Annotated in this window: 16 protein-coding genes; 7 read left to right on the top strand and 9 right to left on the bottom strand. The window is 70.0% G+C overall.

What is annotated here, in order from left to right; genetic code table 11:
* Window position 1: 1 nt before the first annotated feature.
* From JJQ90_RS03780 to JJQ90_RS03750, 7 genes are all read left to right on the top strand, one after another.
* Window positions 2-634: a NeuD/PglB/VioB family sugar acetyltransferase gene (locus JJQ90_RS03780; RefSeq protein WP_216873102.1), complete on the top strand. Its 633-nt coding sequence runs from the start codon at window positions 2-4 to the stop codon at window positions 632-634.
* 207 nt (window positions 635-841) lie between these two features.
* A complete protein-coding gene (locus tag JJQ90_RS03775) occupies window positions 842-1,027 on the top strand; it encodes a hypothetical protein (protein ID WP_216873101.1) in 186 nt (61 codons plus the stop codon).
* Window positions 1,028-1,144: 117 nt separating this feature from the next.
* Window positions 1,145-3,223, top strand: a complete 2,079-nt coding sequence (locus JJQ90_RS03770; RefSeq protein ID WP_230410323.1) for an acetate--CoA ligase family protein — start codon at window positions 1,145-1,147, stop codon at window positions 3,221-3,223.
* A 2-nt stretch (window positions 3,224-3,225) separates the two neighbouring features.
* Window positions 3,226-4,086, top strand: coding sequence for a MaoC/PaaZ C-terminal domain-containing protein (locus tag JJQ90_RS03765; RefSeq protein WP_216873100.1), 861 nt, complete (start codon window positions 3,226-3,228; stop codon window positions 4,084-4,086).
* A 115-nt stretch (window positions 4,087-4,201) separates the two neighbouring features.
* On the top strand, window positions 4,202-4,882 hold the full coding sequence (locus JJQ90_RS03760; protein WP_216873099.1) for a 3-oxoacid CoA-transferase subunit A: 681 nt from the start codon (window positions 4,202-4,204) through the stop codon (window positions 4,880-4,882).
* A 270-nt stretch (window positions 4,883-5,152) separates the two neighbouring features.
* A complete protein-coding gene (locus tag JJQ90_RS03755; protein ID WP_216873098.1) occupies window positions 5,153-5,815 on the top strand; it encodes a 3-oxoacid CoA-transferase subunit B in 663 nt (220 codons plus the stop codon).
* The gene (locus tag JJQ90_RS03750; RefSeq protein WP_216873097.1) at window positions 5,812-6,585 is read left to right on the top strand and encodes an enoyl-CoA hydratase/isomerase family protein; all 774 of its coding nucleotides are present in this window, start codon (window positions 5,812-5,814) and stop codon (window positions 6,583-6,585) included. Before JJQ90_RS03755 ends, JJQ90_RS03750 begins: the two co-directional genes overlap by 4 nt.
* Window positions 6,586-6,600: 15 nt before the next feature.
* Here the strand turns inward: JJQ90_RS03750 and JJQ90_RS03745 are convergent, their stop codons facing one another.
* The 9 genes from JJQ90_RS03745 to JJQ90_RS03705 all read right to left on the bottom strand — a co-directional run bounded on the left by JJQ90_RS03745 (window position 6,601) and on the right by JJQ90_RS03705 (window position 13,848).
* A complete protein-coding gene (locus JJQ90_RS03745) occupies window positions 6,601-6,966 on the bottom strand; it encodes a gamma-butyrobetaine hydroxylase-like domain-containing protein (protein WP_216873096.1) in 366 nt (121 codons plus the stop codon).
* Window positions 6,966-7,145: a Trm112 family protein gene (locus JJQ90_RS03740; protein ID WP_457851878.1), complete on the bottom strand. Its 180-nt coding sequence runs from the start codon at window positions 7,143-7,145 to the stop codon at window positions 6,966-6,968. Before JJQ90_RS03740 ends, JJQ90_RS03745 begins: the two co-directional genes overlap by 1 nt.
* Window positions 7,146-7,268: 123 nt before the next feature.
* Window positions 7,269-7,928, bottom strand: a complete 660-nt coding sequence (locus JJQ90_RS03735; protein ID WP_216873094.1) for an LON peptidase substrate-binding domain-containing protein — start codon at window positions 7,926-7,928, stop codon at window positions 7,269-7,271.
* A gap of 89 nt (window positions 7,929-8,017) precedes the next feature.
* The gene (locus JJQ90_RS03730) at window positions 8,018-8,971 is read right to left on the bottom strand and encodes a thioredoxin family protein (RefSeq protein WP_216873093.1); all 954 of its coding nucleotides are present in this window, start codon (window positions 8,969-8,971) and stop codon (window positions 8,018-8,020) included.
* A gap of 81 nt (window positions 8,972-9,052) precedes the next feature.
* Window positions 9,053-9,559 (bottom strand): prolyl-tRNA synthetase associated domain-containing protein, encoded by a 507-nt coding sequence (locus tag JJQ90_RS03725; protein ID WP_216873092.1) that lies wholly within the window; start codon window positions 9,557-9,559, stop codon window positions 9,053-9,055.
* A complete protein-coding gene (gene apaG, locus JJQ90_RS03720; RefSeq protein WP_216873091.1) occupies window positions 9,559-9,972 on the bottom strand; it encodes a Co2+/Mg2+ efflux protein ApaG in 414 nt (137 codons plus the stop codon). The genes JJQ90_RS03725 and apaG overlap by 1 nt, the downstream gene beginning before the upstream one ends.
* 46 nt (window positions 9,973-10,018) lie before the next feature.
* Window positions 10,019-11,584 (bottom strand): GMC family oxidoreductase, encoded by a 1,566-nt coding sequence (locus tag JJQ90_RS03715; protein ID WP_216873090.1) that lies wholly within the window; start codon window positions 11,582-11,584, stop codon window positions 10,019-10,021.
* Between the two features lie 5 nt (window positions 11,585-11,589).
* Window positions 11,590-13,158, bottom strand: coding sequence for an ABC transporter substrate-binding protein (locus JJQ90_RS03710; RefSeq protein ID WP_216873089.1), 1,569 nt, complete (start codon window positions 13,156-13,158; stop codon window positions 11,590-11,592).
* A gap of 81 nt (window positions 13,159-13,239) precedes the next feature.
* On the bottom strand, window positions 13,240-13,848 hold the full coding sequence (locus JJQ90_RS03705; protein WP_216873088.1) for a LysE family translocator: 609 nt from the start codon (window positions 13,846-13,848) through the stop codon (window positions 13,240-13,242).
* Window positions 13,849-13,851: the final 3 nt, after the last annotated feature.

Genomic DNA, 13,851 nt, shown 5'->3' with positions numbered 1-13,851 from the left:
CATGCCGGTGCTGGTGATCGGCGCCGGCGGCCATGCGCGGGTGGTGATCGAACTGCTGCAGGCCAATGGCCGCAGCGTGGCCGGGCTGCTGGATGACGCGCCGGGGCGCGCGCCCGTGCTGGGCTACCCGATTCTCGGCGGCACCGACGCGCTGGCGGCCTTGCGGGCGGAGGGGCTGACCGAACTGGCCGTGGCGATCGGCGACAATGCGGCTCGTGCGCGACTCGGCCTGATGGCGGAGGCGGCGGGCTTCGTGCTGCCGCCGCTGCTGCATCCCAGCGCCCTGATCTCCCCCAGCGCCATCCTGGAGGAGGGGGTGCAGATCATGGCCCGCGCGGTGCTGGGGCCCGAGTCGCGGGTGGCGCGGCTGGCCCTGGTGAACACCGGTGCCATCGTCGAGCATGACTGCGTGGTCGAGGAAGCGGCGCATATCGGCCCCGGTGCCGTCCTTTGCGGCGCGGCCCGCGTCGGTGCGCGCGCCCTGATCGCGGCCGGTGCTGTGCTGCAGCCGGGCGTTGCGGTGGGCGTGGGGGCGGTGGTGGCGCTGGGCGCCGCGGTGGTCGATTCGGTGCCGGATGGTGCGCGCCACGGTGGCGTCCCGGCGCGTGCGTTGGCGCAACGATCGCGCGACTGAATATTCTGACGAGAGAATGAGGCTCGGATCGACAGCCGGCGGTGGTATTTTTCAGCCTGCTTCACGTGTCCGGACGTCGCAAAAAAATGGACCGATGACCACTGGATGGTGGAAAATATCTCCCGATTGGCGAATACTTTCGCCATGGCCAGCGAAACCCCGCAATCCGATCAACCCCGAGCCCTGCTCGGCCTGCGTTCTCCGACCATGCTCGCGGACGCGCCCGCACGGGTCGGCCAGACGCCCGAGCGGCCGGACTACCAGGTGATATCCTCCGGCTGGGACAGTGAGGATGGCGGCAGCAAGAGCCAGCGCAGCAATCTGCTGACGGCGCTGGGCGCGGCTGTGATGCTGCTGCTGGCGCTGGTGGGGATCGGCCTGCTGATCGGCTGATCGGCCCGGCGGCGCCTGCCGGGGCTTGCCGCCGCTCGACGCCTCCCGCAATTTGGCCCCCCGCGTGCAGGCGCGAAAGGGGAGGCAGAACTGGCATTCCGGGATCTCGATCGGCTGTTGCGGCCGCGTTCCGTCGCCGTGGTCGGTGCGTCCGACGACGCCACCCGCATCGGCGGGCGGCCACTGGCCTATATGCTGTCCCAGGGATTTTCCGGGGCGCTGATGCCGGTGAACCCGAACCGGGCGACGGTACAGGGGGTGCCGGCCTTCGCCAGCGTCGCTTCCCTGCCACAGGCGCCCGACGCCGCGATCGTGGCGATTCCCGGGGAGGCGGCGATCCAGGCGGTGGCCGATCTCGGTGCGCGCGGCTGCGGCGCGGCCATCGTCTTCACCGCCGGATTCGCGGAGACCGGAGAGGCGGGTGCGGCCATGCAGGCGCGGCTGCTGGAGGCGGCGCGGCCTTCGGGCATGCGGCTGCTCGGGCCGAACTGCCTCGGCATGTTCAACGCCACCTTGGGCTACTATCCGATCTTCTCCGCCAGCTTCGAGAATGGCTGGCCCCGCCAGGCCATGCGCGGCATGGGCGGCGTCGGCATCGCCAGCCAGTCCGGCGCCTATGGCAGCCATCTGTTCGCCGCCGCGCGTGATCGCGGCATCGCCACCCCCGTCCTGGTGACCACGGGCAATGAGGCCGACCTCGGCCTGTCCGACATCATCGGCTGGATGGCGGAAAGCGAGGAGGTGCAGGTCATCGCCGCCTATGCCGAGGGCATCCAGAACGGCCCGCGCTTCATCGCCGCGCTGGAAGCAGCACGGGCCGCGAAGAAGCCGGTGGTGATGATGAAGGTGGGGCGCAGCAAGCTGGGCCAGGCGGCGGCGCAGTCCCACACCGCCTCCATCGCCGGCGACGACCGGGTGATGGATGCCGTGCTGGCCGAATTCGGTGTGCACCGCGCGCGGACCACGGAAGAACTGCTGGACGTCTGCTACGTCGCCCAGCGCGGTATTTTTCCGAAGCGCAACTCGCTGGGCGTGGTGACCATTTCGGGCGGCGCCGGCGTGCTGATGTCGGACGCGGCGGAAGCCGTGAGCCTGCCCATGCCGCCGATGCCGGAGGCGGCGCAGCAAAAACTGAAGAAGCTGGTGCCCTTCTCCTCGCCGCTGAACCCGGTGGACTGCACGGCGCAGGCCTTCAACGACATGAGCGTGATCGGCGCCTTTGCCGAAAGCATGGTCACCGATGGCGGCTATGCCAGCGTCATCGCCTTCTTCACCCAATGGGGGGCCAGCCCCTCCATGGCGCCGCGCCTGCGGGCGGAGTTGAAGAAGGTGCTGGACGCGCATCCCGACCGCATTTTTCTCCTGTCCATCCTCGCCCCGGTCGAGCGGGTGCGGGAATGGGAGGCGGATGGCTTCCTGTGCATGGAGGACCCTTCACGAGCTGTGGTCGCGCTCGCCGCCATGGGCCGCTTCGGCGAAGCCTTTGCGGAAGCTTCGGCGCCTGCCGCGGCACCGCCGGCGGTCACGCTGCCTGACGCTTCGCCGAACGAGGCCGAGGCCAAGCGCATCCTGGAGGAGGCCGGCATCCCCATGGTGCCGGAAGCCGCCTGCCAGAGCGTCGAGGACGCGGTGAACGCCGCCGAGGCCATCGGCTATCCGGTGGTGGCGAAAATCCTGTCGCCCGATATCCTGCACAAATCCGAGATCGGCGGCGTCCTGCTGAACCTGTCCCATGCCAGCGCGGTGCGGGAGGGTTTTGCGCTGCTGAAGCAGCGCGCCCGCGCCCATGCGCCCGGCGCCCGCATCGACGGCGTGCTGATCGCCAAGCAGGTGGTGGGCGGCACTGAAATCGCGCTCGGCGTGGTGCGGGACCCGGTCTTCGGGCCGATGGCGATGGTGGGCCTCGGCGGCGTCTTCATCGAGATTTTTGCCGATGTCGCCTTCCGCCGCTGCCCCGTCGATCCAGCGCAGGCGGAGGCCATGATCCGATCCCTGCGCGGCTTCCCGCTGCTGGATGGCGCACGCGGCAAACCCAAGGCGGATCTTCCCGCACTCGCGCAGGCGCTGGTGGCGCTGTCCCGCTTCGGCGCGGCGGCGGGACCGCGCCTGGCCTCGGCCGAAATCAACCCGCTGCTGGTGCTGCCCGCGGGCCAGGGCGCCTTCGCCGCGGACGCCGTCCTCGAACTTACGGACTGATCATGCCCATCGACTATCAGGCGCTGCTGAACTTCCCGATCCCGGAAATCCGCCAGGAGCTGCGCTGGCAGGATTCTTCACTCTACGCCCTGTCGCTGGGTCTCGGGCAGGACCCGATGGACACCGAGGCGCTGCGCTACGTCACCGAAGGCCCGGCCATGCGCGCGCTGCCGACCATGGCGGTGGTGCTCGGCTATCCCGGCTTCTGGCTCGCGGACCCGGCAACTGGCGTGGATGCGGTGAAACTGGTCGCCGGCGAACAGGCCGTCGAACTCTTTGCGCCGCTGCCGACAAGCGGCACGGTGGTCGGCAAATCCCGCGTCACCGGCCTGGTGGATCGCGGCGCCGGCAAGGGCGCGCTGCTCTACACCGCGCGCGACATCATCGACGAAGCCACGGGCGCGAAACTCGCCACGGTGGAGAACACCACGTTTCTCCGTGGCGATGGCGGCTTCGGCGGGCCGGATGGCCCCGTGAAGCGCCTGGCGGCGGAGCCTGACACCACGCCCGACCTTACGCTCGACCTGCCGACGCGGCCCGAAATGGCGCTGATCTACCGTCTGAACGGCGACCACAACCCGCTGCACAGCGACCCGGCGCTCGCCGCCAAGGCCGGCTTCCCGCGCCCCATCCTGCACGGCCTGGGCACCTTCGGCGTGGTCGGCCGCGCGCTGCTGGCGACCATCTGCGACCACGACCCGGACCGCTTCGGCCGCATGGAATGCCGCTTCTCCGCCCCCGTCTTCCCGGGCGAGACAATCCGCACCGAAATCTGGCGCAAGCCGGACGGCGCCGCCTTCCGCGCCAAGGTCGTGGAACGCGACCTGACCGTCATCAGCCACGGCGCCTTCCGCACAAGATAGATCCAGTTCAACGCATTTTCCGAGTCGCCTCGCGCAGCCGCGAGGCTTGAAAATGCTCTGATCTGGACGCCCTGCGCCAAGACGTTTACCTGACACCCGCAACCAGAGGGCGGACATGATCAACAAGATCGTCCAATCGATCGCCGAATCGCTGGAAGGCGTGCCACACGGCGCCACCATCCTGATGGGCGGCTTCGGCGCCGTCGGCCAGCCCGACGAACTCATCGAAGGCCTGCTGGAACAAGGCGCGCGCGACCTGACCGTGGTCGCCAACAACGCCGGCGCCGGCAAGGTCGGCCTCGCCCGCCTGATGATGGAAGGCCGCGTGCGGAAGATCATCTGCTCCTTCCCCCGCTCCGCCGGCTCCACGGTGTTCGAGGAACTCTACCGCGCCGGCAAGCTGGAACTGGAAATCGTCCCGCAGGGGACCCTCGCCGAACGCATGCGCGCCGCCGGCGCCGGCATCCCCGCCTTCTTCACCCCCACAGGTGCCGGCACCAAACTCGCCCAGGGCAAGGAAAGCCGCGTCTTCAACGGCCGCGAACACATCCTGGAACAGGCCCTGCCCGGCGACGTTGCCCTGATCGAAGCCTGGCAGGCCGACCGCTGGGGCAATCTGACCTATCGGGAGTCCGGCCGGAACTTCAACCCGGTCATGGCCATGGCCGCCACCCTCACCGTCGCCCAAACCCACCACGTGGTGGACCTCGGCGACATTGCCCCCGACCACGTCCACACGCCCGGCATCTTCGTCCAACGGGTCGTCCAGGTGGAACGCGGGGCGCCGTGGGTGTAGCACTGGGTGGCTTTGCAGGAGGGGCTCTGCCCCTCCCGCACCCTCCCCGCCAGGAGGCAGTGGCCTCCTGGACCACGGGACCTTGAGGGGAGATGGAGAGGGGCCGGAGCGCCCGCCGATCCAGAGGCCCCGCTGGCCCCTCTCCATCTCCCCTCATGAATCGAAGGGTTCCAAGGGGCCACTGCCCCTTGGCAGGGGGTGCAGGGGGACAGCGTCCCCCTGCGAATCACGCAGCGCAACCCAAGGCACACCCGTGCCCTGGGCGATCCGATGGAGCTGAAGCTGATGGCGGGTGTGACGCGGCAGGGGATGGCGGCGCGGGTGGCGCGGGACATTCCGGAGGGGTGGTTTGTCAATCTCGGGATTGGGATTCCGACGATGGTGGCGGATCATGTGCCGGTGGAGCGGGAGGTGATCCTGCATTCCGAGAATGGCATTCTGGGGATGGGTCCGGCGCCGGAGGCGGGGAAGGGGAATGCCTGGCTGGTGAATGCCGGCAAGCAGCAGGTGACCCTGCGGCCGGGTGGGAGCTTTTTCCACCATGCGGACAGTTTTGGGATGATCCGCGGCGGGCACATTGATTTGTGTGTGCTGGGGGCGTTCGAGGTCGCGGAGAATGGCGACATCGCGAATTGGGCGACGAGCGAGAATGACTCGGCGCCGGCGGTGGGTGGCGCGATGGATCTGGCCGCGGGGGCGAAGCGGCTGTGGGTGGTGATGGACCACACGACCAAGGATGGGCGGCCGAAGCTGGTGGAGGCCTGTGGCTATCCGCTGACGGCGCCGGGGGCGGTGCAGCGCATCTATACCAACCTGGCGGTGGTGGATGTGGTGCAGGGGCGCGGCTTCGTGCTGCGGGAGATCCTGGCGGAGGGCATGTCCTTGGCGGAGCTGCAGGCGCAGACCGGCGCCGTGCTGCACACCGACGCATGAGTGACGCCCCGGTGATGCGCGTGGCGCAGGCGCGCGATGGTGCGGTGCTGACGCTGACGCTGGACTATCCGTCGCGGCGCAATGCGCTGTCGGTGGCATTGCGGGAGCAGTTGTTCGAGGCGCTGGAGGCGGCGCAGGGCGATGCGGGCGTGCGCGCGGTGGTCATCACCGGCGCGGGCGGCACCTTCTGCTCGGGCGGCGACATTTCGGGCATGGATGTGCGGGATGCCGAGCAGGGGCGGGAGAGGATGCGGCGCACGCATCGCATCATCCGGCTGATGGTCGGCGGGCGGCTGCCGATCGTGGCCGCGGTGGAGGGCTGGTGCGTGGGTGCCGGGCTGTCGGTGGCCTGTGCCAGCGACACCATCGTTGCCTCGGCGGAGGCGCGCTTCATGGCGGGCTTCAACAAGGTGGGGCTGATGGCCGATCTTGGCCTGCCTTTCACCCTGCCGGCGCGCATCGGCGTGGCGCGCGCGCGGCAGGTTCTGTTCTATGCGGAGCCGATGGGCGCTGCCGAGGCGGAGCGGATCGGGCTGGTCGACCGCGTGGTGCCGAAGGGTACGGCGCTGGAAGCTGCGCAGGACGTCGCGCGCGGATTGGCCGCCCAGGCGGCGCTGCCGATCGCACTCACAAAACGCATGCTGGCCGAGGGGCTGGACGCGGCGCTGGAGCGGGAGCGGGACTGGCAGACCATGTGCTTCCTCTCCGCCGATCACGCGGAGGGGCGCGAGGCCTTCATGGCGAAGCGGGAGCCGGTCTTCGGCGGCTGACCGCCAGGGTCGCTTCTACCGCCGCTTCGGCGGGTCCCGGCTCAGCCCCTTGGCGGCCAGCGCCGCCTCATAGGCGGCCCAGCGTTCGGCGTATTGCTCGCCGAGCGTGCGGAAGAAGTCCCAACTGTAGATGCCGCTGTCGTGCAGGTCGTCGAAGACCAGCCGCACGGCGTAATGGCCGACCGGCTCGATCCGCATGATGCCGACATGGCGCCGCCCGGGCACCGTCACCCGCTGCCCCGGCCCATGCCCCTGCACCTCGGCGGAGGGGCTTTCGACGCGCAGATATTCCGCCGGCAGGGCGAAATGCACGCCGTCATCCCAGGCCAGGTGCAGCACCTGCTCCGCCCGGGACAGGCGGATTTCGGTCAGTGTCGGCATCAGGCCGGCAGTTTGCGGGCCTCGTCCGGCAGCATGATGGGGATGCCATCGCGCACCGGATAGGCGAGGCCGGCCTTTTCGCTGACCAGTTCGCCGGCTTCGCGGTCGTAGCGCAGCGGGCCCTTGCTCACCGGGCAGACCAGGATTTCCAGAAGCCGGGGGTCCACCGCCCCGGCCATCGGCTCGGATGCCGTCATCGCCAAATGTCTCCCCAACAGGATGCGTGAGGTGGGGCGACTGGAAAGGCCCCCCTCACCCAACCCTCTCCCCCCGTTGGGGGGAGAGGGCCAAGTGGATTCCGTTTAGCTGGGGCGGCCCTCGGGCGCCATGGCGTGGCCGCCCATCTGCAGCAGGGTCACCAGCATGGCGGCGCGGTCGGAGACGGTCGGTGCCTCCAGCAGCGCCTGCTTCTCCCGCACCTCGAAGGGGCAGAGCATGCAGAGCGTGGTGACCAGCAGGGAGTCCGGCGTGGCCTCCACCGCCTCCCAATTCGCCTCGATGCCGCGCGCCTTGAAATAGGGGCGCAGCGCGATGAGCATGGCGTTGCGGTCCACCTGCGGGGCCGGCGTGTCCAGCGCCAGGTCGGCGGCATACGGGGCGTAGTCGACGCTGGCGCGGCGATAGCCCCGGCGCATTTCCGCCTCCTCCACCACCCGGCAGCGGATCACGCCGGTCAGGGTGATGAGGTAGCGCCCATCCTCCGTCTCGGCGAAGGAGGAGATGCGGCCGAGGCAGCCGACGCGGTAGATCTGGCTGCCGATCTCGGTGCGCGGCAGCGCCGGGTCGGGCTGCACCATGGCGAACAACCGGCCCGCTGCCAGCGCATCCTCGGTCATCGCCAGGAAGCGTGGCTCGAAGATGTTCAGCGGCAGCCGGCCGCCGGGCAGCAGCAGCGCGCCCGAGAGCGGGAAGATGGGAACCTCCGAGGGCAGCGCCTCGAAGGTGGTCTGGAAGGCGGGCATGGGCTCCGTTTCAGCCACTGGCGCTGGCCGGCGGCGCTGCTGCCCCCCGCGCGGCGGGTGCCGCGCGGTTTGGCCCAGGCCGGGTCGGCTTATCGGAACAGAAGGGTGGAGAGCTTCCGGCGTCCTGCAAGGGTGGCGGGGTCATCGAATCCCCAGGCCTCGAAGAACTTCAGAAGCTGCTTGCGCGCCGCTTCCTCGTTCCAGGCGCGGTCGCGCTTGATGGCGACCATCAGCGCGTCCACCGCCTCCGCCCGCTTGTCCATGGCGTTCAGGGCCACGGCCAGGTCGATGCGGGCGGCGTGGTCATCCGGGTCGGCTTCCAGCCGGCGCTCGAACTCGCCCAGCTTTTCCCGCGCCTCGCGGCCTTCCCGGGCGAGCTGGAGCTGGGAGCGGACGGAGGCGATCTCGGCATGGCCGGCGATCTTTTCCGGCACCTGGTCCAGCACCTCCTGCGCCTGTTCCTCCTCGCCCAGCGCCATCAGGCAGCGGGCGAGGCCGGCCATGGCATCGGGGTTCTCCGGCTCGGCCTGGGCCAGGGCGGCGAAGAGCTCCACCGCGCCGGCATGGTCGCCGGCTTCCACCAGGGCCTTGGCCTCGGCCAGCAGGTCGGCGCTGGGCAATTGGCCGCCGGCCGCCTTCAGCAGGGTCTCGATGAATTTCTTCACCTCACCCTCCGGCAGGGCGCCCTGGAACAGGTCGGCGATCTGGCCCTGGACGAAGCCGACGACGGTCGGCACCGATTGCAGCGGCAGGCCCATCTGGGCGAGCTGCTGGACAAGCTGGCGGTTCTTGTCGATGTCGATCTTCACCAGCTTCACGCGGCCGCCGGCGGCGCGCACCACCTTTTCCAGCGTCGGCGTCAGCGTCTTGCAGGGGCCGCACCAGGTGGCCCAGAAGTCGACCAGGACGGGGGTTTCGCGGCTGGCCTCGATGACATCGGCCATGAAGGTGCGCTGGTCACCATCCTTCACCGGATCAGGCGTGCCGGCGGGGCTGGCGCCGCCCGGGGCGGGCTGGCGGCTGGGGTCGAAGATGAGATCCATGGCGGCAAATTCCTCTCGCTTGGGCGCATAGATGCGCCATGCGCGTTCCGAAGCAAGCGGGTCCGGGCGTTTCCGGGCGGCTCAGACCGGATTCGGGGGGTCCAGCACCTCGGGCGCATGGCCCAGATGGTGCAGGAAACGCAGCAGATCGGCCGGGCGGATGGCCGTGGTCATGCGGTTGGTCAAAGGATGGACATGGATCCACTCAAAACCTTCCACCAGCAGTCGGTCGATCACGATCCGCACCGTGCCGGGGGCAGCATTGACCAGGCCCAGGGGCGTGACGGAGCCCGGTTCCACGCCGAGCGTGGCCCACAAGGCCTCGGCCTCCGCAAAGACGCTGCGCGGCTGGCCCAGGGCGCGGATCAGGGCATTGACCTTCACCTGCCGGTCCTCCTCCAGCACCGCCAGCAGGAAGGGGCCGGCGGCCTTCTCCGGCCGCAGGAACAGGTTCTTGACATGGCCGCCGGGCAGGCTGGGCCGCAACGCCTTGCTTTCGGCGACGGTGAAGACCGGCGCGTGGCTGACCGTATGCGCGTCGATGCCGAGCGCGCTGAGCCGTGCCAAAAGCCCCTCCGGAGTCTCCATCAATGCAGCCGGCTGGCCGGCTGGTGCGGGCTGTCCAGGCTGAAGGCGGGCACGGCGACGTCGAAGTTCTCGCCGGTTTCCGTCACCACCATATGGTAGGCGCCGGCCATGAAGCCGGAAGGCGTCGGAAGCGGGGTGCCGGAGGTGTATTCGAACTGCTCCCCCGGCGCGAGCACGGGCTGTTCGCCGACCACGCCTTCGCCATGCACCTGTTGCACCCGGCCCTGCGCATCGGTGATGCGCCAGCTTCGCTTCAGAAGCTGCACCGTCTGCGCCCCCTCATTGGCGATGGCGATGCGATAGGCCCAGACGAAAAGGCCGCGCTCCGGCTCCGACTGATCCTCCAGGTAGAAGCTGCGCACCGTGACGCGGACGCCACGGGTGATCTCGCTGAACGCATCGGCCTGGGCCATTGCCTGTCTCCCCTGGCCGCCCATTCTCGGCCCATGGGGGCGGGCGTCAACCTGCCGCGCGCATGCGGCGCGCCAGGGCCTCCCCGATCATCACGCAGGTGAAGTGCAGGTTGGCGCGGCAATCGCTCGGCATGATGGAGGCATCCGCCACGCGCAGCCCCTTGATGCCGCGCACGCGGAGGTCCGGATCCACCACGCCGCGCGGTTCCTCATGCGCCGTCATGCGGCAGGTGCCGGCGGCGTGCTGGATGTCGGCGGCCTCGGCCAGCATGATCGCGTCCAGCGCATCATCCGGCAGCGCTGCGGCCTGATCCATGCTCAGGCCGGTCTCGCCGAAGGTGATCTGCTGCGAAATGTCGCTGAGTGGTGCGAGCGCGGTCAGGCGGGCCAGGCGCCGCACGCCATCCCGCATCCGCGCGCGGTCGCGCGGATCGTCCAGCATGTTCTCCTCGACAACCGGCTGCGCCTCGGGATCGGCGGAGGTCAGCGCCAGGGTGCCGCGCGACCAGGCATCATACAGCGCGAGGCCCACCGCGCCGCCCTCCGCCGGGCCGCCATCGGTGGTCAGGCCGCGATGGTTGTAGGCGATCATGATCATGTCGCGCTCGCCGCCCATGCCGCTGCTATAGGTCAGGCAGCAATTGGTGTGACGGGCATCGGCGCCCTGGGCACGATGTTCCGGCTTCAGCGCCAGGGTGGCGCGCAGGATCGGGTGGTCCATCAGGTTCTGGCCGACCCAGGGCAGGTCCCGCACCACCGCGATGCCGAGGCCCGACAGCGCTGCCGCCGGCCCGATGCCGGAGCGCATGAGGATGGCCGGGCTGTGGATGGCGCCGGCGCAGAGCACCACCTCCCGCCCCGCGATCTCCTCCCATGCGCCGCCACCGAAGCGCACGCGCACGCCGGTGGCGCGGCCGTTCGCGACCAGCACGCGATCGACCAGCGCCTCGCCCCGGATGGTCAGGTTCGCGCGGCTGCGCGCCGGCTCCAGATAGCCGTCATTGGTCGTCACGCGCAGCCCGTTGCGCAGGTTGATGGGGTTGCAGGAAATGCCCTCCCCTTCCGGCGCGTTCAGGTCCGGCTTCCAGCGGTAGCCGCCCGCCAGCGCGGCATCGCGCAGGCCGAGATCGACGGCGCCCCATTGCTCCAACGGCATGCGGAACACCGGCAGCGGGCCGCCCTGGCGGATGCCGGGGGCGGTGCCGGTATCCGCGTCATCCTCGATGGCATCGAAGATCGGCAGCACATCGGCGGCCGACCAGCCCTCGCAGCCCGCTTCCGCCCAGGCATCGAAGGCCGCCGGCACGCCGCGGATGGCGATCTGCGCATTGACCGTGGAGGACCCGCCCATGGCCTTGCCGCGCCAGTAGAACTTTGGCTGCTGCGCCTTGGTCCGCCGCGTCATCAGGCCGGGCCATTGCCAAGCGGCCTGATGCGCCGGGTCATGCATGAAGGGGATGATATTGGCGCTGCGCAGCGCCGCCGGCGCCTCCGCCGCGCGCCAGTCGCGCCCGGCTTCCAGCAGCAGGACCTTGCGGTGCCCGTCCTCCGACAGCCGCGCCGCCAGCGGGGCGCCGGCCGAACCGGCGCCGACAACAATCACGTCATACATGGCGTCTATCGCTTCCCGACATTCCAGAACAGGGGGATGGCGGAGGGGATCAGGTTCTCCAACTGCGCGCGCGAGGCGGCGGGCTGGGCGAACTGGCCCCAGGGCACGGCCATGCCCTGCTCGTAGATGATCGCCTGCATCTGCGCCACGATCGCCTGCCGCGCCTCCAGCGTCGGCGCCGCGGCGAAGGCAGCAAACAGCGGCGTCAGGCGCTGTTCGCAATGGAAGCCGCCGGTGGTCGCATTGGTGCAGTTGAAGCCGATGACGGAGTTGGTCAGCGGGTTGTGCAGGTCGACGCCCAGCGCGTGGACGCCGAACACGCTCCAACCATCGCGCCGCGTGCGGCGGGCAAGGACGGAGGCCCAGTCCATCACCTGCATGTCCACGGTGAAGCCCGCGCGGCGCAGCCGGTCCGCCAGGATTTCCGACGAAATTTTTGCGGCTTCCAGGTCGTTGGCGACCAGCACCACGACGGGCTCGCCCGCATAGCGCGTCTGCGCCAGGGCGGCGCGCGCCGCCTCGATGGAGGGGCTGCGCATCGGCTCCGTGCCGACATCGGACTCATAGGGCGAGCCGCAGATGAAGAAGGCGTTGCAGGTCCGGGCATAGCGGTCGGACAGGCCAAAACCCGCCATCACCTCCGCCTGATCGACCAGATGCAGCAGCACGCGACGAATGGCCGGATCGGCGAAGGGGCCGGAGGCGGCATTGGTGCGGTAATGGCCCGTGAACTGGTCGAGACCCGTAAAGCTCTGCACCCGCACGCCGCGATCGCGCTCCAGCAGCGCCAGCATGTCGAAGGGGGCGTATTGGATGAAATCGACCTCGCCGGCGCGCATGGCGGCGACGGCGGTCTGGCCATCCGGGATCACGCGGATGTCCAGCGCCTCGATCCGCACCTGCTTGCCGCCGGCCAGATGGTCCGCCGGCTCCGCGCGCGGCACGTAGCGGGCATTGCGGCGCAGCAGCATGCGGTCGCCGGTGCGGTGGTCGGCGCGGGCATAGGTGAAGGGGCCGGAGCCGATGATCTCCGCGATACGCTCCGTCCCCGGGGTGCGGGCCAGACGCTCCGGCAGCATGAAGGGCACGGGGGAGGAGGTGGTGCCCAGCGCATCCAGCACCAGGCCGAAGGGCTCCTTCAGCACCAAAGTGAAGCGCTTCGCGTCATTGGCTTCCAGCGAGGCCGTGGCCGCCATCAGCCGGCTGCCCAGCGCGCTGCGCGTGCCCCAGCGGCGCAGCGAGGCGACGGCATCGGCGGCGGTGACCGGCGCGCCATCATGCCACAGCAACCCGTCGCGCAACGTGAAGGACCAGGTGAGGCCGTCCTCGGAGCGGGTCCAGTCCTGCACCATCTGCGGCTGGATGCGGCCCTGGCCGTCGGCCGCGAACAGGGTGTCGAAGACCATGTAGCCGAAGGTGCGGGTGATATAGGCCGGGGTGAAATGCGGATCGAGGGTGACGATCTCGGCTTCCAGCACCGCCGTCAGGGTCTGCGCGCGAGGCGCCGCCGCCGGCAGCAAAGGAAGCGCCAGAAGCGGCAGCAGGCGGAGCCATCGGGGAAGCGGGAGCGGCATCGCGGCACCTCGGATCAGGGATGCCGCGAGTGTAGGAACAGGGTTTCCGCAGTGTAAACCCCGATGTTGCAACGCAGCAGATCAGCCCCGCCGCAGCGCCACCGCGAGGCCCGCGCCCATCAGGATGGCGCCGCCGCCCCGGTTCAGCGCGCGGCGCAGCCCGGGCCGGCGCACCGCGCCGGAAAGCCGCCCGGCCAGCGCAGCATAGATCGCGGCATTGGCCGCCGCCAGCGTCACGAAGGTGGCGGTCAGCAGTGCTGCCTGCGCCACAAAGGGCCGCGCCGGGTCGATGAACTGCGGCACGAAGGCGACGAAGAACACGATGCCCTTCGGGTTCAGCGCCGTGACCAGCCAGGCCTGGCGCAGCGCCTTGCCGCCCGCCAGCGGTGGCGCCGCGGTCGCCTCCACCGGCGCGCGCCACATCTTCACCCCGAGCCAGATCAGATAGGCCGCCCCCGTCCATTTCAGCGCGGTGAACAGCGTGGCGGAGGTCGCCAGGATCGCCCCCAGCCCGGCCAGGGAAAGCGTCATCGCCGTCAGGTCGCCCAGCGCCACGCCGGCCACCAGCGGCAGCGCATTGCGCGCGCCGCCGCCGAGGCTCTGGCCGATCACCAGCAGGATGGTCGGCCCCGGGATGATGAGCATGGCAACGGCCGCCGCGCAGAAGGCGAGCCAGATGGCGAGGTCCACGGG

This window comes from Falsiroseomonas oleicola (genome assembly GCF_019029495.1).
Taxonomy (GTDB): Bacteria; Pseudomonadota; Alphaproteobacteria; order Acetobacterales; family Acetobacteraceae; genus Falsiroseomonas; species Falsiroseomonas oleicola.
The sequence above is the reverse complement of the archived record's forward strand: the minus strand, read 5'-3'. Positions and strand labels throughout refer to the sequence as shown.

Excerpts from the sequence above, each read along its gene's own strand:
- JJQ90_RS03780 (WP_216873102.1), top strand. The coding sequence starts at position 2 with ATGCCGGTGCTGGTGATCGGCGCCGGCGGCCATGCGCGGGTGGTGATC.
- JJQ90_RS03775 (WP_216873101.1), top strand. The coding sequence starts at position 842 with ATGCTCGCGGACGCGCCCGCACGGGTCGGCCAGACGCCCGAGCGGCCG.
- JJQ90_RS03765 (WP_216873100.1), top strand. The coding sequence starts at position 3,226 with ATGCCCATCGACTATCAGGCGCTGCTGAACTTCCCGATCCCGGAAATC.
- JJQ90_RS03760 (WP_216873099.1), top strand. The coding sequence starts at position 4,202 with ATGATCAACAAGATCGTCCAATCGATCGCCGAATCGCTGGAAGGCGTG.
- JJQ90_RS03755 (WP_216873098.1), top strand. The coding sequence starts at position 5,153 with ATGGAGCTGAAGCTGATGGCGGGTGTGACGCGGCAGGGGATGGCGGCG.
- JJQ90_RS03750 (WP_216873097.1), top strand. The coding sequence starts at position 5,812 with ATGAGTGACGCCCCGGTGATGCGCGTGGCGCAGGCGCGCGATGGTGCG.
- JJQ90_RS03745 (WP_216873096.1), bottom strand. The coding sequence starts at position 6,966 with ATGCCGACACTGACCGAAATCCGCCTGTCCCGGGCGGAGCAGGTGCTG.
- JJQ90_RS03740 (WP_457851878.1), bottom strand. The coding sequence starts at position 7,145 with ATGGCCGGGGCGGTGGACCCCCGGCTTCTGGAAATCCTGGTCTGCCCG.
- JJQ90_RS03735 (WP_216873094.1), bottom strand. The coding sequence starts at position 7,928 with ATGCCCGCCTTCCAGACCACCTTCGAGGCGCTGCCCTCGGAGGTTCCC.
- JJQ90_RS03730 (WP_216873093.1), bottom strand. The coding sequence starts at position 8,971 with ATGGATCTCATCTTCGACCCCAGCCGCCAGCCCGCCCCGGGCGGCGCC.
- JJQ90_RS03725 (WP_216873092.1), bottom strand. The coding sequence starts at position 9,559 with ATGGAGACTCCGGAGGGGCTTTTGGCACGGCTCAGCGCGCTCGGCATC.
- apaG (WP_216873091.1), bottom strand. The coding sequence starts at position 9,972 with ATGGCCCAGGCCGATGCGTTCAGCGAGATCACCCGTGGCGTCCGCGTC.
- JJQ90_RS03715 (WP_216873090.1), bottom strand. The coding sequence starts at position 11,584 with ATGTATGACGTGATTGTTGTCGGCGCCGGTTCGGCCGGCGCCCCGCTG.
- JJQ90_RS03710 (WP_216873089.1), bottom strand. The coding sequence starts at position 13,158 with ATGCCGCTCCCGCTTCCCCGATGGCTCCGCCTGCTGCCGCTTCTGGCG.